Genomic DNA, 16,854 nt, shown 5'->3' on the forward strand with positions numbered 1-16,854 from the left:
GCCCTGGCACAAGGATGAAGCCATGCCGTCGAATCTCGAGATAGCCGCGAACCTGGTCAACCTGCTGGCGGTACTGCTGGCGGCGCGCAACAGCGTCCATACCTGGACGCTGGGCGTGGTCGGTTGCCTGCTGTTCGGCTGGATGTTCTACACCGTGCAGTTGTACGCCGACGTGCTGCTGCAAGGCTTCTTCGTCGTCACCAGCCTGATGGGCTGCTGGGCCTGGCTGCGCGGCAATGCCGGTGCGGCGCTGCCGATCAGTCGCACCGCCTCCCGCGACCTGCTGGCGATGGCGGCGCTGGCGGTGCTGGTGGCGTCGGGTTACGCACTGCTGCTGCACCATTTCACCGATGCCTACGCGCCGTGGGTCGACTCGCTGGTGCTGGCATTCAGCGTGCTGGCGCAGTTCCTGCTCATGCGCCGGCGTCTGGAGAACTGGTTCATCTGGCTGCTGGTGAACAGCCTCGCAGTACCTCTGTATGCCTCGCGCGGCCTGTATCTGACGGCGGCGCTTTACCTGTTGTTCTGGTTTAACGCCTGGTACGGCCTGTATCGCTGGCGCGCCGAATTGCGTTTGCAAGGCCGGCCCGTGGTCGCGGCAGGAGCGCCGGCCTGATGGTCGAGGCCGGGCTGATCGTCGGCAAGTTCTCGCCGCTGCACCGGGGGCATGAACACCTGATCCTACAGGCGCAGCAGCAGTGCCGGCGCCTCTACCTGCTGTGCTATTCGCTGCCGGAAATGCCCGGCTGCCCGGCGTCGCTACGGGAGAAGTGGCTGCGCGAACGCTACGCCGAGCTGCCCAGCTGGGTCATTACCCCCGCGCGAGTGGCGGCCTGGCGCGCAGCAGGCAAGGAGCTGCCGGAGCTACCGGAGAACGACGCGGCGGAAGGCCTGCACCGGCAGTTCGTCGCCGACTTCTGCCGGGAGGTGATCGGCGAGACCGTGCAGGCGGTGTTCACCAGCGAAGACTACGGCGATGGCTTCGCGGCCCATCTGGCGGCGAGCTTCGGCCATCCGGTGCGGCATGTCAGTGTCGACCGCCTGCGCGTCACGGTGCCGGTCTCGGGCACGGCGTTGCGTGGCGATGTGCACGCACTGCGCGATTTCCTCGCGCCGTCGGTCTACGCGGATTTCGTCGAGCGTGTGGTTTTTCTCGGCGGCGAGTCCACCGGCAAGTCCACCCTCAGCCAGCGGCTGGCGCAGGTCACGGGAACGCAATACGTGGCCGAGTACGGTCGTGAGTTGTGGGAAGAGAAGGGCGGGGCGCTGGTCTACGACGACCTGCTGCACATCGCCGAAACCCAGGTGGCGCGTGAAACCGAGGCGTGCGCGAAGGCGTCGCGCTACCTGTTCTGCGATACCTCGCCATTGACCACGCTGCTCTACTGCCAGTCGATGTTCGGTCGCGCCGAGGAGGCGTTGCAGCGACTGGCCGAGCGACCTTACGCGCGGGTGTTCCTCTGCGCCGATGATTTTCCCTTCGTGCAGGACGGCACTCGGCGCGAAGAGGATTTCCGCCGCTGGCAGCAGGCCTGGTACGTCGCCGAGCTGCAACGGCGCGGCATCGACTACCAGCTGTTGAGCGGGACGCTGGAGCAGCGCACGGAGCAAGTGCTCCGCGCGCTGGGCTAGCAGCCTTAGTCGCGCTTGGGAATGTTCAGCCCGCGCTGCACCGCCGGCCGCGCGAGGAAGCGCTCGAGCACGCGCTTGACGTTGTGGAAGTTGTCGAAGCCCACCAGATCGCCGGCCTCGTAGAAACCGACCAGGTTGCGAATCCACGGGAAGGTGGCGATGTCGGCGATGGTGTAGCGCTCGCCCATGATCCAGTCGCGGCCTTCGAGGTGGCGGTCGAGCACGCTCAGCAGGCGTTTGGATTCGTCCACGTAGCGCTGCAGCGGGCGCTTGTCCTCGTAGTCCTTGCCGGCGAATTTGTTGAAGAAGCCGATCTGGCCGAACATCGGGCCGATGCCGCCCATCTGGAACATCAGCCACTGCAGGGTTTCGTAGCGGCCGCTGGCGCCGGGGGCGATCAGCGAGTCGGTCTTGTCGGCGAGGTAGACCAGGATCGCGCCGGATTCGAACAGCGCCAGCGGCTTACCGTCGGGGCCGTTGGGATCGAGGATCGCCGGGATCTTGTTGTTCGGGTTCAGCGAGAGGAATTCCGGGGACAGCTGGTCGTTGCGCTCGAAGCTGACCAGGTGCGGCTCGTAGGGCAGGCCGAGCTCTTCCAGCATGATCGACACCTTCACGCCGTTGGGCGTGGGCAGCGAATACAGCTGCAGGCGGTCAGGGTGTTCGGCGGGCCATTTGCGGGTGATGGGGAACGCGGAAAGGTCTGACATGCATACTCCGGTCAGGTGAGCAGGATCGTGAGTCGGCCCTCAGGATAGCCCTCCGCGCGCCGCCGGTCATGACCCGCGCGCGACAACCCGGTATGGTGCGGGCCCATAGACAAGCCAATGGCCCCCGACGCGGTCAACAGACAAGGAACCCAGCATGAGCCTGCACGGCACCTACGATCCGCAGAACATCTTCGCCCAGATCATCAAGGGCGACGCCCCCTGCTACAAGCTCTACGAGGACGACGATGTGCTCGCCTTCCTCGACCTGTTCCCGCAGTCCTACGGCCACGCGCTGGTGATCCCGAAGAACTCCCCGGCGCGCAATATCCTCGAAGTCGACCCGGACGCCCTGGCCAAGGTGATGCGCGTGGTGCAGCGCCTGACCGCGGTGATCGTCGACGAGCTCAACCCTGATGGCGTGCAGGTCGCCCAGTTTAACGGCGCCCCGGCCGGGCAGACGGTGTTCCACATCCACGTGCACATCGTCCCGCGCTATGCCGGCGAAGGCCTGGGCATTCACGCGGCGAACAAGGCCGATGCGCTGGAGCTGGAGAAGCTGCAGGCGCGCCTCGTTGCTCGCCTGAACGGCTGAGGCGCGCCCGTGCGGTCGGGGTTTACTCGACCGCCGGCTTGATGTCGAAACCGGTACGGTTGTCGCTGACGATGCGGAAGGCGTTGTTGCCGCCCGGCTCCAGCGGTACCAGCAGTTCGCGACGCAGCATGGCCTTGCTGCACAGGCCGTCGCCATCCTTGTCGCCGATGATGCCGACCACGTGCTTGCCGGCCGGTACGTGGAAGCTGGCCGCCTCGCCCTTGCCGATGCGCGCGGCGATCTCGTGGTCGATGGTGAGGGCGACGTAGCAGCCGCCGCCGATGTAGCCGACGTCGCGGGTCACGTCGACCTTGACGCTGTCCTTGCCCGGCTGCTGGTAGCCCAGCAGGCGGTCGGCGGGAACCGGGTGGACTTCATCGCTCTGGTACGAGGCGCAACCGGACAGTACCCCAGTGGCAACGGCGAGCACGGACAGCACGGCAAGGATCGAACGCATAGACTTCCTCCATGGACAATGCGCCTAGGCTAGCCCATTCACCCGGATTCCGTCGGGTTCGCAACGCGTTGTAGGAAATTGGAGTAGTCTTCAGGAAACCTGAATCGGGCTGGAGTGCCCGGATGCCGCCATATCGGCCGAACCGCCGGGCGGTCGAGCCAAGGAGCAGGGCGATGCACCGCAACAGCGACCCCGAACGGATTTTCGATTCCAACGCCGGGCCGACGGGCCTGGAGGAAGCCGACCACCGCCTGCTGATGCGGCTGATCTTCGGTTGTACCGGGGCGACCCTGGGGCTGTTCTCGATCCTGCAATTCCTCGCCGGCAACCTCTGGCTGTCCGGCGCCGAGCTGGCCACCTGCGGCTTGCTGCTGTGGGCAGCGCACCGTCTGCAGCGGGTCCGCCGGCTGGTGCCGTGGATCATCGCCTACCTGCTGCCGACCTTCTGTTTCATCCTCTACATCATCGTCATGCCCAACGCCTCGGCGTCGGCCTTCGTCTGGGTCTACCTGATGCCGGTGATGGCCTACCTGTTGCTGGGAAAGTGGCGTGGGTTCCTGCTCGCCGTGCCGTTCATGCTGATCGCCACGGTGATGTACCTGCACGCCAACCACCTGCGCCTGGATGCGCCGGGGCTGATCGACATCGGCAACGGCATCTTCTGCGGCGTGCTGGTGATCGCCTTCATGCATGTCTACGAGGAACGCCGCGCCGCCGCCTACAAGCAGCTGCGGCACCTGGCACTGACCGACGCGCTGACCGGGGTGGCCAGCCGCGAGAGCTTCCAGAGCGCGCTGCGCCGCTGCATCCAGGAGGCGGCGCGCTACGAGACGCGGCTGGTGCTGGTGGTGCTCGACGTCGACCACTTCAAGGGCATCAACGACCAGTACGGCCATGACGCCGGCGACAAGGCCCTGCAGCATCTGTGCGCGCGCCTGCGCCATCGCCTGCGCGCCACCGACCTGATCGGCCGGCTCGGCGGCGAGGAGTTCGGCCTGCTGCTGCCGTTCACCGACCGCTTCGACGCCAAGCCGCTGGTGGAGTCGCTGCGCCGGGAGATCGACGAGGCCTCACTGATGTACCACGGCCAGCGCATCCGCATCTCCGCTACCTTCGGCCTCGCCGAATGGCCGGGCGACGGGCTGGATGCGGACGAGCTCTACCGCTGCACCGACCGCCGCCTGTATCGCGGCAAGGCCGAGGGGCGCAACCGCCTGGTCTACAGCGACCCGGCCTGAGCTCGCCGGGCTGCCAGCGGCTCGGCAATCCGCGCGTAGGCGCTGCGCACCTGCCGCGCCATCTTCCGTTCCACCCACTCGTAGCTCAGCCAGGACAGCAGCAGAATCGCCGGCACGCTGATGCTCAGCGTCTGGTACGGCGTCAGGCCCAGCCGTTCATGCAGCCAGTAGGCGGCCAGCCACAGCACGATGACGTGGAGCAGGTACACCGAGTAGGACCAGTCGCCCAACGCATGCAGCACCCGGCTGCGCTCGAACAGCGGCTCCAGCGCCACGCAGGCGGCCAGCAGCGCGGCGGCGGGCAGGCCCCAGGTCAGCAGGCGCCAGGGGTGGTCGGCGGGGAACAGCGCGATGGTCGTCACCGCCACGGCCGCCATCGTCAGAGCCAACGGGCGTGGCCAGTTCAGCCAGCCGCGCCGGTACAGCGCTGCCAGGCCGAGGCCGAGGAGGAACTCGAAGATGATCGGGTTGCGGTAGAAGTTGCTCAGCCACGGCTCGCGCGCCAGCACCTGTGCCACCAGCAGCACCAGCGCGGTCACCAGCCAGGGGCGCCAGCGTTCGGCGACCAGGAAGGACAGGGCGAACAGGCCGTAGAAAAGCATTTCGAAGTTGAGCGTCCAACCCACCGGCAACACCGGGTAGAGGCCGAAGCCGCCGGGGTTCTCGCTCGGGATGAACAGCAGCGACAGCAGCAGCGACTTGCCGCCGACACCGTAGACCGGCATCACGTCGGCGAAGGCATAGATGATCAGCGCGGTGATCGCCGTGTACAGCCAGTAGGCCGGGGCGACGCGGGCCAGGCGCTGGACCAGGAAGGTCACTGGTGACATCGGCCGGCCGGCGCTGGAGAGGTGGATCACGAAGCCGCTGAGGACGAAGAAGATGTCCACCCCGACCTGGCCGCGGGTGGAGAGGAGCTTGCCGCCGAGGCTGTCGGCGCGGAAATCGAAGAACACCTGCATGAAGTGATGGAATACCACCAGCCAGGCGGCCAGTGCCCGCAGTGCCTGAAGCGAAACCAGCATGGGTGGGCGAGTCCTCCGTCTGTGGATATAAGGAAAGGGGCGCGACAGTGCGCGCCCCTTTCCTCGACAGTGCGGTTTCGCCGATCGTTCACCGGGCCTGCTGGACGGTCGCTGCCGGTAGCGCCGGTCCGCGCTCCAGGCGCAGGCACAGCAGCGCGGTGATGATGGCCGCCACCGGCAGCATGGCGCCGACCCAGGGCAGCGCGGCGAGGCCGGGGCCGTGGTCGATGGTCATGCCACCGAGCCAGGCACCCAGGGCATTGCCCAGGTTGAACGCGGCGATGTTGAAGCTGGCCGCGACGCTCTGGCCGGCGCCGTGGGCCTTCTCCAGCACCCACATCTGCAGCGGCGGCACGGTGGCGAAACCGGCGGCGCCGAGCAGGGCGATGAAGATCACCACGGCGACCTGGTTCTGCAACGCGAAGCTCATCAGCCCCATCACCACCGCTAGCGCCACCAGGCTGCCGAGCAGGGCGGGCACCAGCCGGCGGTCGGCCAGCTTGCCACCGAGCAGGTTGCCCAGCACCAGGCCGCCGCCGAACACCAGCAGCACCGGCGATACAGCGCCTTCGGAGAAGCCGGCAAGGCGGGTCAGCAGCGGCGACACGTAGCTGAATACGGTGAACACGCCGCCGAAGCCGAGCACGGTGGTCAGCAGGCCGAGTAGCACGGCCGGGCGTTTCAGCACGCGGAAGTCGTCGCGCAGGTTGCCGGCGGCCGGCGGCGCGCTGTTGCGCGGCAGGTAGAGCGCGAGGATCGCCAGGGCCAGCACACCGATGCCGGTCACCACCCAGAAGGCCGCGCGCCAGCCGTACAGCTGACCGAGCCAGGTGCCCAGCGGCACGCCGAGGATGGTGGCGACGGTGAGGCCGGTGAACATCAGCGCAATGGCCGAGGCGCGGCGTTCGGCCGGCACCAGGCTGGTGGCGACCACCGAACCGACGCCGAAGAAGGTGCCGTGGGCGAAGGAGGTGAGCACTCGGGCCGCCATCAGCGTGGCGTAGTCCGGCGCCAGGGCACAGGCAAGGTTGCCGAGGGTGAAGATCACCATCAGCCCGAGCAGGGTGCGGCGCTGCGGCCAGCGCGCGGTGAGGGCGGTGAGCAGTGGCGCACCGAGCACCACGCCCAGGGCGTAGCCGGAGATCAGCAGGCCGGCGGCGGAGATGGACACGCCGAAGTCATGGCCGACCTCCAGCAGCAATCCCATGATCACGAATTCGGTAACGCCGATGCCAAAGGCACCGGCGGTCAAGGCATACAAGGCAATGGGCACGTGGGATCTCCCGGATGATTCGTAGAATGGGCGCCACGTTATCGCTGTGTGGATTGCTGATATAGACTGCCTTTGAGCAAATCACCTGTGAATTGAATTCAACATGGCACGCCCCGACGTCAACCGCTTCGGCGAAATGGAAGTCTTCATCCGCGTGGTGGAAACCGGCGGCTTCACCGCCGCCGCGCAGCAGTGCGGGATGACACCTTCGGCAGTGAGCAAGCTGGTGGCGCGCCTGGAGGATCGTCTCGGCGCGCGGCTGTTCAACCGTTCCACCCGGCGCCAGCAGCTTACGGCCGAAGGCGCGGCGTTCTACGAGCGCAGCCTGCGCATCCTTGCCGATCTGGACGAGGCCGAACGCGAGGCCTCGGCCAGCGCCGAGCCGCAGGGGCGGGTGCGGATCAACTGCAACCTGCCGGTGGGCCGGCAGTTCCTCATCCCGGCGCTGCCGCTGTTCTTCGCGCGCTACCCCGGCGTCAGCCTCGACCTGCAACTGACTGACGAAGTGGTGGACATGCTGGAGGTGCGCGCCGACGTGGCCGTGCGCAGCGGCCCACTGCGCGACTCACGGCTGGTGGCGCGTTCGCTGGGGGAGTCCGCGCACAAGGTCATCGCCGCGCCGGACTACCTGGCGCGGCACGGTACTCCGCTGCACCCGCGGGAGCTGGCGCGGCATAACTGCGTGGGGTTCAGCTACCGGCGCATCGAGCCGGACTGGCCGTTCCTCGGCAGGCCGCTGGAGGAGGCCGAGCCCAACGGCAACGTGCAGGCCAGCGACGGCGACAGCGTGCGCCACCTGGCACTGGCCGGTTTGGGGCTGGCGCGGCTGGCGGAATTCCAGGTGCGCGAGGATATCGCTGCCGGACGGTTGGTGGAGGTGCTGGCGGACTTCAACCCCGGCGACCGCAAGCCAATGCACGCGCTTTACCTGGGCAAGCCGGGGCACCTGCCGGCGCGGGTGCGCGCGGTGCTCGACTTCCTCGCCGAGCATGTGCGCATCGATTGATTCAGGCGGCTTCGAGCAAAGCCTGCGTGTCGGGCGCACCCATCATCTTCGCCGCGGCCAGCGCCGTCAGGCCGCTGGCGTCGCGGGCCTCACGGTCGGCGCCGTGTTCCAGCAGGCAGCGGACGATTTCCGGGCGGTTGAACATCGCCGCCATCATCAATGCGGTCTTGCCGTCGGGGGAGGTGCCTTCCACCTGGGCGCCACGGCTGAGCAGCAGGCGCACCATCTCCAGGTCGCCCTTGAAGGCGGCGCCGGCCAGGGGCGTCTGCCCGGCGTTGTTGCGCAGGTCCGGGTCGGCACCGTGGTCGAGCAGCACGCCGACGGTGTCGTGGTGGCCGTAGTAACTGGCCAGCATCAGCAGGCTGTCGCCCTTGTGGTTGCGCAGGTTGGCCGGCAGGCCCTGCTGTAGCAACTCGGTCAGGCGCGGGGTATCGCCCTGGCGGGCGAGGTCGATCACCTGATTGGCGAATTCCAGAGTCTGTTCGTCCATTTCCGGGCGGGTTTCGGCACTCATCCTGAAGTCTCCTTGGCAAGGTCGGGAATGCACTGAAGGATAAGGAGTCGCGCACTTTGGCGCGCCAACACTGTGCCTATGGTGCCGGTGAAAAATTTCAATCCGTTGCTTCAGGGCAGGCCCGGCGTGATCTGCGTCCATCATCTTGCGCAAATGCCGCCCCTGCACGGCGGCTTTTCGGCGAAAATTGCAGCATAATCAGCGATCAGCGGTTGCACCTGGGGTGATACCGCGAACCGCCGGGCGGGCGAAGGTGCCCACCGTCGGTGGGAGTGGCACACTGCCCGGTTGCGGGGATCGCCATCCCGAAGCCTTCGCGCCAGGACGCGGAGCGACGAATATCCAGTGCCGGCCAGCGGGCGGGCACCTTGATGCCTAACCTTGCCGCCCGGCCCGGCGGCGCAGATTGAGAAGAGGATTGACCGTGCATAAAGTCGTGATCAGCGGAACCGGCCTGTATACCCCGCCGTTCAGCATCTCCAACGATGAACTGGTGGAATCCTTCAACAGCTACGTCCGCAGTCACAACGAGCAGCACGCCGAAGCCATCGCCAGGGGCGAAGTCGAGGCACTGTCCGAGTCCAGCTCGGCGTTCATCGAGAAGGCTTCCGGCATCAAGAGCCGCTTCGTGGTGAACAAGGAAGGCATTCTCGATCCGCAGCGCATGACGCCGAGCATCCCGGAGCGCTCCAACGACGATTGGGGCATCCTCTGCGAGATGGCCACCGCTGCCGCCAAGCAGGCCCTGCAGCGTGCCGGCCGCACCCCCGCCGACATCGACGGGGTGATCGTCGCCTGCTCCAACCTGCAACGCGCCTACCCGGCCGTGGCCATTGAAGTGCAGGCCGCTCTCGGCATCCAGGGCTTCGGCTACGACATGAACGTCGCCTGCTCCTCGGCCACCTTCGGCATCCAGGCCGCAGTCAACAGCGTGCAGCTGGGCCAGGCCCGCGCGATCCTCATGGTCAACCCGGAAATCTGCACCGGCCACCTGAACTTCCGCGACCGCGACAGCCACTTCATTTTCGGCGACGCCGCTACCGCCGTGGTGATCGAGCGTGCCGACCAGGCCACTAGCGAGCACCAGTTCGATGTGGTCAGCACCAAGCTGCTGACGCAGTTCTCCAACAACATCCGCAACAACTTCGGTTTCCTCAACCGCGCCGCGGAAGAGGGCATCGGCAGCCGCGACAAGCTGTTCGTGCAGGAAGGCCGCAAGGTGTTCAAGGACGTCTGCCCGATGGTGGCCGAGCTGATCGGCGAGCACCTGGCGCAGAACGACATCCCGGTCAGCGACGTGAAGCGCTACTGGCTGCACCAGGCCAACCTGAACATGAACCTGCTGATCACCCGCAAGCTGATCGGCCGTGAGGCCGAGGCCCACGAAGCGCCGGTGATCCTCGACACCTACGCCAACACCAGCTCGGCCGGTTCGGTCATCGCCTTCCACAAGTACCAGGACGACCTGCCCGCCGGCTCCATCGGCGTGCTGAGCTCCTTCGGCGCCGGCTACTCCATCGGCAGCGTGATCCTGCGCAAGCGCTGATCGTGCCCGCCGACGACAACGAGCTGTTGTCGCGCCTGCTGGCCGGTGACCAGCAGGCCTTCCGCACCCTGGTAGCCACCTACCAGGGCGCGATGCGCGCCGTGGCCATTGCCATTGTCGGCGCCGCCCATGCCGATGAAGTGGTGCAGGATGCCTGGCTCGCCGCCGTGCGCAACCTCGATGGTTTCCAGGGGCGCTCCAGCCTCAAGACCTGGCTACTGACCATAACCGCCAATACCGCCAAATCCCGCCTGCGCAAGGTCCGCCGCGACGTTTCGCTGGACGACCTCCCCGCGCCCCACGGCAGCCTCGACGAAACCCGTTTCGCCGCCGACGGCCACTGGAGTCCGGCGCCGCTGGCCTGGCACGAGGACTCGCCCGAAGCCCTGCTGGCCGAGGACGAGCTGCGCCAGTGCCTGGAAAAGACCCTGCTGAGCCTCTCCGAGCTGCAGCGCAGCGTATTGCTGCTGCGCGAGCGCCAGGGGCTGGAACTGGAAGAGATCTGTAATCTGCTGGAGGTTTCGCTCTCCAATGTCCGGGTGCTGCTGCACCGTGCGCGGCTGAAGGTGTTCGCCACCGTGGAGCACTTCGAGGAGACCGGGGAATGCTGACCTGCAAGGATCTGGTAGCGCGCTCCAGCGACCTGCTGGACGAACAACTGGGCTGGCGCGAGAAGCTCGCGCTGCGCCGGCACCTGTTGCTGTGCCGCAACTGCCGGCGCTACTTGCGGCAGATGCGCCTGGCCCAGGCGACCCTGCGCCTGCTGCCGGAACCGCCGCGTCCCGAGTCGGAACGTCTGGCCGACCACCTTGCCGAACTGCGCCGCGACAGCGCGCGGCGCTGAGCCTCAGCTCGCTACCGCGCTGGGTGTTGGCGTAGAAGCGGATTCATCCGCGATTTCTACACGGCGGATGCCAATCGCGGACGGAGTCCACTCCTACCTGGATAATCCAGTGCCGGCCTCAACCCTCTCCCCCGCCCTGGCTGCGCGCCCCGCTCCGAAGGGAGAGGGAGCCGCTCGGTATGGCCGGGAGGCATGGGGTTCCGCTTGATGCCGTACAGTCCCCTCTCCCTTCAGGGAGAGGGTTAGGGAGAGGGAAACCCCCGGCAAGGATTTTCAGAAGAAGACAGTTGCTCCTACGTCGGATTCAGGACCGACGCAGGTGCTTGCGCCCGCCACGCATCCAACCCACCCGACAGCGCCCACGTTCGCGGGTGGCCGAACGCCTGCAAGCGCTCCGCCAGCATCGCCGCGGAAAGCTCGTGGGGGCAGGCGCAGTAGATCACCACGTCCTTGTCTTCCAGGCTGCCACGCAGCTCGTCCAGCGCGCCGTCCAGGCTGAAGGCGATGGAGCCGGGGATTGCCTCGTCATCGAACTGTGCCCGTACATCGAGAATCAGCGGCGGCTCGCCAGCGTCCAGGCGCGCCCGCAGCTCGTCGACGCTGATGCGAGGGACCCGCGCAGTGCGCTTGAGCAGGCTGAAGCGCTGCCACAGCTTCCAGGCGATGAACAGCGCGAAGGCGCCCAGCAATACCGCGACGCCGACGCTGGCGTACTCGGTGAGCAGGTCGAGGATGCGGTCCACCGCGCTGCTGAAGATGCTCCCGAGCAGCAGGGCGGAGCCGGCCCAGAGTGCCGCGCCGGCGCAGTCGTAGGCGAGGAAGCGCGGCAGCGGTGTGCGGGTCATGCCAGCCATGGTGGTGGTCAGCGCGCTGGCGCCGGGCAGGAAGCGCGAGATCAGCAGCGCGCGCGGGCCGATGCGCAGGTACAGGCTCTGGCTCTGGCGGATGCAGCTGTCCGGCGACAGCGAGACACGGCACACGCTGCGCAGCATGAAGCCGCCATAGCGCCGGCCGGCGCAGAACCAGATCAGGTCGGCGACCAGGCAGGCGATTACTGCGACCGCCAGCGCCTGCCCCAGAGGCACGCCGTTGCCCTGCAGGGCGAGGGCGCCGGCAACGATCAATGCCGGGTAGGCAGGGATCGGCAAGCCCAACTGCTCCAGCAGGACGTTGAGGAACAGCAGGCTCAGGCCGTGCTGCTGAATCAGGGGTTGCAGTTCGTTCATGGGAAAGCCTGAAGGAAAGGTCTTTCAGAAGAAGGCGGCAAGCATACCGCCAAAGCAGTCCTGCGAAATGGCCTACGAGCCTAGTCTGGCATGGCCTAGGACCTTTATGACTCAAGGGAATCAAAAGTTCCGCTGTAATAAAAGTTTTATCTAGGAGCAACGGCGCTGAAATAACCCCTCGCCAAGATTCCCAGCAACACAAACGGGGGCCGCCAGAACGGCCTGTGCGAGTCCTTGGGGGGCGCGCAGCAGCCAGGCACTCGGCGTGTTCAACGCAAATACCATTAAGGGGAATCTTCGATGATCCGTAAGCACTTCGCCGGTTACGCCGCCACTGCCCTGGCACTGGCCGTTTCCGCCCAGGCTTTCGCAGGCACAGTCACCACCGATGGCGCCGATATCGTGATCAAGACCAAAGGCGGTCTTGAAGTCGGCACCACCGACAAGGAATTCAGCTTCAAGCTTGGTGGCCGTCTGCAAGCGGATTACAGCCGCTTCGATGGTTTCTACACCAAGAACGGCAACGACGGTGACGGCGCCTACTTCCGCCGCGCCTACATCGAGCTGGGCGGCACTGTCTACAAAGACTGGAAATACCAGATCAACTACGACATGTCCCACAACTCGGGTAACGCTGACAACGGCTACTTCGACGAGGCTTCCTTCAGCTACACCGGCTTCAGCCCGGTTACCCTGAAGTTCGGCCGCTTCGACCCGGACTTCGGTCTGGAAAAAGCCACCAGCTCCAAGTGGGTTACCGCTACCGAGCGTACTACTGCCTACGAGCTGGCTGACTGGATCAACACCCACCAGGACGGTCTGGGTGCCCAGGTTGGCGGCGTGATCGGCAACATGGCTTACCTGGATGCCGGCGTGTACTCCAAGGACGCCGACGACACCGACGGCGACAGCGTCAAGCAGTTCAACTTCCGTGGTGTGTTCGCTCCGCTGAACACCGACGGCAACGTCCTGCACGTAGGTGTGGACTACGCCTACCGCGACCTGGACGACGTAGCCTTCGACTCCCGCATCCGTCCGCGTCTGGGCATGCGTGGTATCGCCACCAACGGCGGTAACGACGCTGGCGACAACGGCAACCGCGCCACCTTTGGCGGCGCCACCCTGAGCCCGGCCGGTTCCTACAAGGACGACTCCACCTGGGGTGCTGAATTCGCCTACGCCATCGGCCCGTTCTCCGCTCAGGCCGAATACCTGAAGCGCAAGCTGAAGGCTGACGCCGATGCCTTCCAGGACATCAAGGCTGACGGCTACTACGGCCAACTGGCCTACACCATCACCGGTGAGTCCCGTGTGTATAAGCTCGATGGCGCCAAGTTCGACACCATCAAGCCGTCCAACAAGGAAATCGGTGCCTGGGAAGTCTTCTACCGTTACGACCACATCAAGGTTGATGACCCGAACGTGGTGGTGGCTTCCGCTACCCGCGACGTGGGCGACACCAAGGCCAGCACCAACACCGTCGGTGTGAACTGGTACGCCAACGAAGCCGTGAAAGTCTCCCTGGACTACGTCCACGTCAGCACCGATGGCATCCGCAACGCCAACGGCGACGACGACGGCAACGGCATCGTGACCCGTCTGCAGTACGTGTTCTAAGAACTACAGCAATACCGTTTGACTCCTTTGTGTGAACCCCGCTTCGGCGGGGTTTTTTTATCGAGTCGGAAAATTACCTTCCTACGCACACCGAATCTCTCGCTCGCGTAGGAGCGGATTCATCCGCGATCGGGTGGGCCCGGGGTAGGCGGTGAGCCATCGCGGACAAATTCCGTTCCTACGCCCCGGCTGGATCAGCGGAGCAAGGGCCCCGCTGGCCTTCGGCGGAATTCGAACTCGAGCAGCTCATCGAACGGGTTGCCCATTTCCAGGCGCGTCCAGCCCAGCTTGATGAGGAAGGCCAGCGCCCCCCGGTTGTCCGGCCGCACGCTGGCCCGCCACAAGGGGCTGCTCTGCAGTTCCGCCCGGTTCATCACCAGCGCCATCACCGCGCGCCCTACGCCGGTGCCGCGCAGTTCCGGGCGTACGGCGAGGTCGGTGACGAAGTAATAAGGGTGCGCCGGGGTCGGTAGGCAAACTCCTACCACGGCCACCAGCAGGTCGCCGCGCAGGATGCTGTACAGGGCCTTGTCTGCATCGCTCAGCACCTGTTCCAGCCAGTAGCGATCCATCGGGCCGAGCTGCGCGTAGAGCACCGGGTCGGCGAACCAGCTTTCGTACGGCGGGAAGTCCTCCGCCTGGAAAGGTCGAATCTGCATGCGGGCGCTCTTCGGTGCAGCTTTGGGAAGTTTCACACTCGCATCCGTTGGGCGATTGCGTCAATGGAGCCTGAGCGCTCCCGTCATTGAGGCCGCGCGCGGCCAGCACCTACCCTGCGGGCACTCAACCCACCGGGAGTCGACCATGCTGCGCAATCACTTCGAGACCGAGCACAACCTGTTCCGCGATGCGTTCCGTACCTTCCTCGACAGGGAAGTGGTGCCTCACCAGGAGGAATGGGAGGAGGCTGGCGTGGTGGACCGAAGTGTCTGGCGCAAGGCCGGAGAGATGGGCTTCCTGCTGCCCTGGGCGGAAGAGGAGTACGGCGGAACCGCGCTGAAGGATTTCCGCTACGAACAGATCATGTGCGAGGAACTGGCCGCCATCAACGAGCCGGGCTTCATGATCCCGCTGCACTCGGCGCTGTGCGGTCCCTACATCGCCGAGTACGGCAACGCCGAGCAGAAAGCCCGCTGGCTCCCGGGGATCATCCGTGGCGAAAGCATCCTGGCGGTGGCGATGACCGAGCCGTCGGCCGGCTCCGACCTCGCCGGCATGCGCACCTCGGCGGTGGACAAGGGCGACCACTATGTCCTCAACGGCTCCAAGGTGTTCATCTCCAACGGCCTGCTGGCGGACCTGGTCATCGTCGCGGCCAAGACCGATCCGAACAACAAGCACGCCATGGGCCTGTTCGTGGTCGAGCGCGGCATGGAAGGCTTCGAGCGCGGGCGCAACCTGAAGAAACTGGGCATGAAGAGCCAGGACACCGCCGAGCTGTTCTTCAACAACGTGAAGGTGCCGAAGGAAAACCTGCTGGGCGACGCCAAGGGCGGCTTCTTCTACCTGATGAACATGCTTGCCCAGGAGCGCCTGACCAACGCCTGCGGCGCGGTAGCAGGCGCCGAGGCAGCGCTGAACGCGACCATCGACTACGTGAAGGAGCGCAAGGCCTTCGACCGCCCGGTGGCGCACTTCCAGAACACCCGCTTCAAGCTCGCCGAGATGCGCACGCAGATCGACGTGGCGCAGGTCTTCACCGACCGCTGCGTGATGGACCACAACCAGAAGAAGCTCACCCCCGAAGTGGCCGCCGAGGCCAAGCTGTTCACCACCGAGCTGCTCTGCAAGGTGGTCGATGAGGGCGTGCAACTGCACGGCGGCTGGGGTTACATGTGGGAGTATCCGATCTGCAAGATGTACGCGAACGCGCGCATCCAGCGCATCTTCGCCGGTACTTCGGAGATCATGAAAGAGATCATCAGCCGCGGCATGAAGCTCTGAGGCGCGGCGCCCACGCATCGATTGAGCGAAACAGGAGTGCCCATGAACGGCCCGCTCGCCTCACTGAAGGTTCTCGATTTCTCCACCCTGCTGCCGGGGCCTTTCGCCTCGTTGCTGCTGGCCGATATGGGCGCCCAGGTGCTGCGCGTGGAATCGCCCACGCGTATGGACCTGGTGCGCGTGCTGCCGCCCCACGTGGATGGCACCTCGGCCAGCCACGCCTACCTCAACCGCAACAAGCGCTGCATCGCCCTGGACCTGAAGCAGGCGGCGGCGGTGGAAGTGGTGAAGCAGCTGGTGCAGGAATACGACATCGTGCTGGAGCAGTTCCGCCCCGGTGTCATGGACAAGCTGGGCGTGGGCTACGAGGCGCTCAAGGCAATCAACCCGAAGCTGATCTACGTGTCGATCACCGGCTACGGCCAGACCGGGCCGCTGCGCGATCGCGCCGGCCATGACATCAACTACCTGGCCCTGGCCGGCGTCGCCAGCTACACCGGCCGCCGCGAGAGCGGCCCGTTGCCGCTGGGCGTGCAACTGGCGGACATCGGCGGCGGCTCGCTGCATGGCGTGATGGGTCTGCTGGCGGCGGTCATCCACCGGCAGCAGACAGGGGAGGGGCAGCAGGTCGACGTGAGCATGACCGACTGCGCCTTCAGCCTGCATGGCATGGCCGGTGCGGGCTATCTCGCGGCGGGTGTCGAGCCGGAGATGGAAGGCCTCGCCCTCAACGGCGGCAGCTTCTACGACTACTACCGCACCCGCGATGGCCGCTGGTTCTCGGTGGGTAGCCTGGAGCCGCAGTTCATGCAGCAGTTCTGCGCCGCCATCGGCCGTCCGGAGCTGGCCGCGCGCGGTCTATCGCCCAAGCCGGAAGACCAGCAGGCGCTCAAGCGCGAAATCGCCATCGAGTTCGAGAAGCAGGATTTCAGCGAGTGGCAGACGCGTTTTGCCGCGCTGGACGCCTGCGTCGAGCCGATGTTGTCGCTGGCCGAGGCGGTGGAGCATCCGCAACTGGTCGAGCGCGGTGTGGTCACCCAGGTGCCCAACGGAAAAGGCGGCGAGCAGCGGCAGGCAGCTTGCCCGATCCGCTTCTCCGCCGGTCTGCCCGAGCCACGGCATATTGGTGCTGCGCTGGGTGCGCACACGGCGGAAGTAATGGCGGAACTGGGGTACACCGACGAGCAGGTTGCGGCGCTCAAGGCGGCGAATGTCATCGCCTGAGTCGCG

18 protein-coding genes are annotated in these 16,854 nt (G+C 66.0%); 11 read left to right on the forward strand and 7 right to left on the reverse strand.

All coding sequences use genetic code 11. The annotated features are described in order from the left end of the window. Positions 1-22 precede the first annotated feature (22 nt). On the forward strand, positions 23-616 hold the full coding sequence (gene pnuC, locus QO207_RS17920) for a nicotinamide riboside transporter PnuC (protein ID WP_301533669.1): 594 nt from the start codon (positions 23-25) through the stop codon (positions 614-616). Further along, on the forward strand, positions 616-1,632 hold the full coding sequence (locus QO207_RS17925) for an AAA family ATPase (protein ID WP_301533670.1): 1,017 nt from the start codon (positions 616-618) through the stop codon (positions 1,630-1,632). Before pnuC ends, QO207_RS17925 begins: the two co-directional genes overlap by 1 nt. A 5-nt stretch (positions 1,633-1,637) precedes the next feature. On the opposite strand, the gene QO207_RS17930 is transcribed toward QO207_RS17925, so the two are convergent. After that, the gene (locus tag QO207_RS17930) at positions 1,638-2,342 is read right to left on the reverse strand and encodes a glutathione binding-like protein (protein WP_301533671.1); all 705 of its coding nucleotides are present in this window, start codon (positions 2,340-2,342) and stop codon (positions 1,638-1,640) included. 154 nt (positions 2,343-2,496) lie between these two features. Between QO207_RS17930 and QO207_RS17935 the strand changes: the two genes are divergently transcribed. Then, positions 2,497-2,934: an HIT family protein gene (locus QO207_RS17935; RefSeq protein WP_301533672.1), complete on the forward strand. Its 438-nt coding sequence runs from the start codon at positions 2,497-2,499 to the stop codon at positions 2,932-2,934. 22 nt (positions 2,935-2,956) lie between these two features. Here the strand turns inward: QO207_RS17935 and QO207_RS17940 are convergent, their stop codons facing one another. Next, positions 2,957-3,391: a 3-isopropylmalate dehydratase gene (locus tag QO207_RS17940; protein WP_301533673.1), complete on the reverse strand. Its 435-nt coding sequence runs from the start codon at positions 3,389-3,391 to the stop codon at positions 2,957-2,959. Positions 3,392-3,564: 173 nt separating this feature from the next. Here QO207_RS17940 and QO207_RS17945 point away from each other — a divergent pair, with 173 nt between their 5' ends. Continuing rightward, the gene (locus QO207_RS17945; protein ID WP_301533674.1) at positions 3,565-4,629 is read left to right on the forward strand and encodes a GGDEF domain-containing protein; all 1,065 of its coding nucleotides are present in this window, start codon (positions 3,565-3,567) and stop codon (positions 4,627-4,629) included. Here the strand turns inward: QO207_RS17945 and QO207_RS17950 are convergent. Further along, positions 4,611-5,654: an acyltransferase gene (locus tag QO207_RS17950; protein ID WP_301533675.1), complete on the reverse strand. Its 1,044-nt coding sequence runs from the start codon at positions 5,652-5,654 to the stop codon at positions 4,611-4,613. The genes QO207_RS17945 and QO207_RS17950 overlap by 19 nt on opposite strands. Before the next feature lie 88 nt (positions 5,655-5,742). Beyond that, complete coding sequence (locus QO207_RS17955; protein ID WP_301533676.1) at positions 5,743-6,927, reverse strand: MFS transporter; 1,185 nt, start codon at positions 6,925-6,927, stop codon at positions 5,743-5,745. Positions 6,928-7,030: 103 nt separating this feature from the next. Between QO207_RS17955 and QO207_RS17960 the strand changes: the two genes are divergently transcribed. Further along, positions 7,031-7,933: a LysR family transcriptional regulator gene (locus tag QO207_RS17960; protein WP_301533677.1), complete on the forward strand. Its 903-nt coding sequence runs from the start codon at positions 7,031-7,033 to the stop codon at positions 7,931-7,933. Between the two features lies 1 nt (position 7,934). On the opposite strand, the gene QO207_RS17965 is transcribed toward QO207_RS17960, so the two are convergent. Then, complete coding sequence (locus tag QO207_RS17965) at positions 7,935-8,447, reverse strand: ankyrin repeat domain-containing protein (protein ID WP_301533678.1); 513 nt, start codon at positions 8,445-8,447, stop codon at positions 7,935-7,937. Between the two features lie 424 nt (positions 8,448-8,871). On the opposite strand from QO207_RS17965, the gene QO207_RS17970 reads away from it, so the two are divergent. Genes QO207_RS17970 through QO207_RS17980 form a run of 3 tightly spaced genes read left to right on the forward strand, consistent with a single transcriptional unit; the run spans position 8,872 to position 10,837 of the window. Beyond that, entirely contained in the window at positions 8,872-9,993 is a 1,122-nt protein-coding gene (locus tag QO207_RS17970) for a beta-ketoacyl-ACP synthase III (protein ID WP_301533679.1), read from the forward strand. Between the two features lie 2 nt (positions 9,994-9,995). Then, a complete protein-coding gene (locus QO207_RS17975; protein WP_301533680.1) occupies positions 9,996-10,604 on the forward strand; it encodes an RNA polymerase sigma factor in 609 nt (202 codons plus the stop codon). Continuing rightward, a complete protein-coding gene (locus tag QO207_RS17980; RefSeq protein ID WP_301533681.1) occupies positions 10,598-10,837 on the forward strand; it encodes a zf-HC2 domain-containing protein in 240 nt (79 codons plus the stop codon). The genes QO207_RS17975 and QO207_RS17980 overlap by 7 nt, the downstream gene beginning before the upstream one ends. 293 nt (positions 10,838-11,130) lie before the next feature. Here QO207_RS17980 and QO207_RS17985 read toward each other — a convergent pair whose 3' ends face one another. Next, positions 11,131-12,063, reverse strand: a complete 933-nt coding sequence (locus QO207_RS17985; RefSeq protein ID WP_301533682.1) for a DedA family protein/thiosulfate sulfurtransferase GlpE — start codon at positions 12,061-12,063, stop codon at positions 11,131-11,133. 300 nt (positions 12,064-12,363) lie between these two features. On the opposite strand from QO207_RS17985, the gene QO207_RS17990 reads away from it, so the two are divergent. Further along, positions 12,364-13,680, forward strand: coding sequence for an OprO/OprP family phosphate-selective porin (locus QO207_RS17990; RefSeq protein ID WP_301533683.1), 1,317 nt, complete (start codon positions 12,364-12,366; stop codon positions 13,678-13,680). Between the two features lie 194 nt (positions 13,681-13,874). On the opposite strand, the gene QO207_RS17995 is transcribed toward QO207_RS17990, so the two are convergent. Then, on the reverse strand, positions 13,875-14,339 hold the full coding sequence (locus QO207_RS17995) for an N-acetyltransferase (RefSeq protein ID WP_301533684.1): 465 nt from the start codon (positions 14,337-14,339) through the stop codon (positions 13,875-13,877). Positions 14,340-14,484: 145 nt separating this feature from the next. On the opposite strand from QO207_RS17995, the gene QO207_RS18000 reads away from it, so the two are divergent. Both QO207_RS18000 and QO207_RS18005 read left to right on the forward strand, forming a co-directional pair. Beyond that, positions 14,485-15,624: an acyl-CoA dehydrogenase family protein gene (locus QO207_RS18000; protein WP_301533685.1), complete on the forward strand. Its 1,140-nt coding sequence runs from the start codon at positions 14,485-14,487 to the stop codon at positions 15,622-15,624. A gap of 42 nt (positions 15,625-15,666) precedes the next feature. Then, positions 15,667-16,848 (forward strand): CaiB/BaiF CoA-transferase family protein, encoded by a 1,182-nt coding sequence (locus QO207_RS18005; protein ID WP_301533686.1) that lies wholly within the window; start codon positions 15,667-15,669, stop codon positions 16,846-16,848. Positions 16,849-16,854: the final 6 nt, after the last annotated feature.

The organism is Pseudomonas sp. CAN1, assembly GCF_030462585.1.
In the GTDB taxonomy this organism is placed as follows: domain Bacteria; phylum Pseudomonadota; class Gammaproteobacteria; order Pseudomonadales; family Pseudomonadaceae; genus Pseudomonas.

Excerpts from the sequence above, each read along its gene's own strand:
- pnuC (WP_301533669.1), top strand. The coding sequence starts at position 23 with ATGCCGTCGAATCTCGAGATAGCCGCGAACCTGGTCAACCTGCTGGCG.
- QO207_RS17925 (WP_301533670.1), top strand. The coding sequence starts at position 616 with ATGGTCGAGGCCGGGCTGATCGTCGGCAAGTTCTCGCCGCTGCACCGG.
- QO207_RS17930 (WP_301533671.1), bottom strand. The coding sequence starts at position 2,342 with ATGTCAGACCTTTCCGCGTTCCCCATCACCCGCAAATGGCCCGCCGAA.
- QO207_RS17935 (WP_301533672.1), top strand. The coding sequence starts at position 2,497 with ATGAGCCTGCACGGCACCTACGATCCGCAGAACATCTTCGCCCAGATC.
- QO207_RS17940 (WP_301533673.1), bottom strand. The coding sequence starts at position 3,391 with ATGCGTTCGATCCTTGCCGTGCTGTCCGTGCTCGCCGTTGCCACTGGG.
- QO207_RS17945 (WP_301533674.1), top strand. The coding sequence starts at position 3,565 with ATGCACCGCAACAGCGACCCCGAACGGATTTTCGATTCCAACGCCGGG.
- QO207_RS17950 (WP_301533675.1), bottom strand. The coding sequence starts at position 5,654 with ATGCTGGTTTCGCTTCAGGCACTGCGGGCACTGGCCGCCTGGCTGGTG.
- QO207_RS17960 (WP_301533677.1), top strand. The coding sequence starts at position 7,031 with ATGGCACGCCCCGACGTCAACCGCTTCGGCGAAATGGAAGTCTTCATC.
- QO207_RS17965 (WP_301533678.1), bottom strand. The coding sequence starts at position 8,447 with ATGAGTGCCGAAACCCGCCCGGAAATGGACGAACAGACTCTGGAATTC.
- QO207_RS17980 (WP_301533681.1), top strand. The coding sequence starts at position 10,598 with ATGCTGACCTGCAAGGATCTGGTAGCGCGCTCCAGCGACCTGCTGGAC.
- QO207_RS17985 (WP_301533682.1), bottom strand. The coding sequence starts at position 12,063 with ATGAACGAACTGCAACCCCTGATTCAGCAGCACGGCCTGAGCCTGCTG.
- QO207_RS17990 (WP_301533683.1), top strand. The coding sequence starts at position 12,364 with ATGATCCGTAAGCACTTCGCCGGTTACGCCGCCACTGCCCTGGCACTG.
- QO207_RS17995 (WP_301533684.1), bottom strand. The coding sequence starts at position 14,339 with ATGCAGATTCGACCTTTCCAGGCGGAGGACTTCCCGCCGTACGAAAGC.
- QO207_RS18000 (WP_301533685.1), top strand. The coding sequence starts at position 14,485 with ATGCTGCGCAATCACTTCGAGACCGAGCACAACCTGTTCCGCGATGCG.
- QO207_RS18005 (WP_301533686.1), top strand. The coding sequence starts at position 15,667 with ATGAACGGCCCGCTCGCCTCACTGAAGGTTCTCGATTTCTCCACCCTG.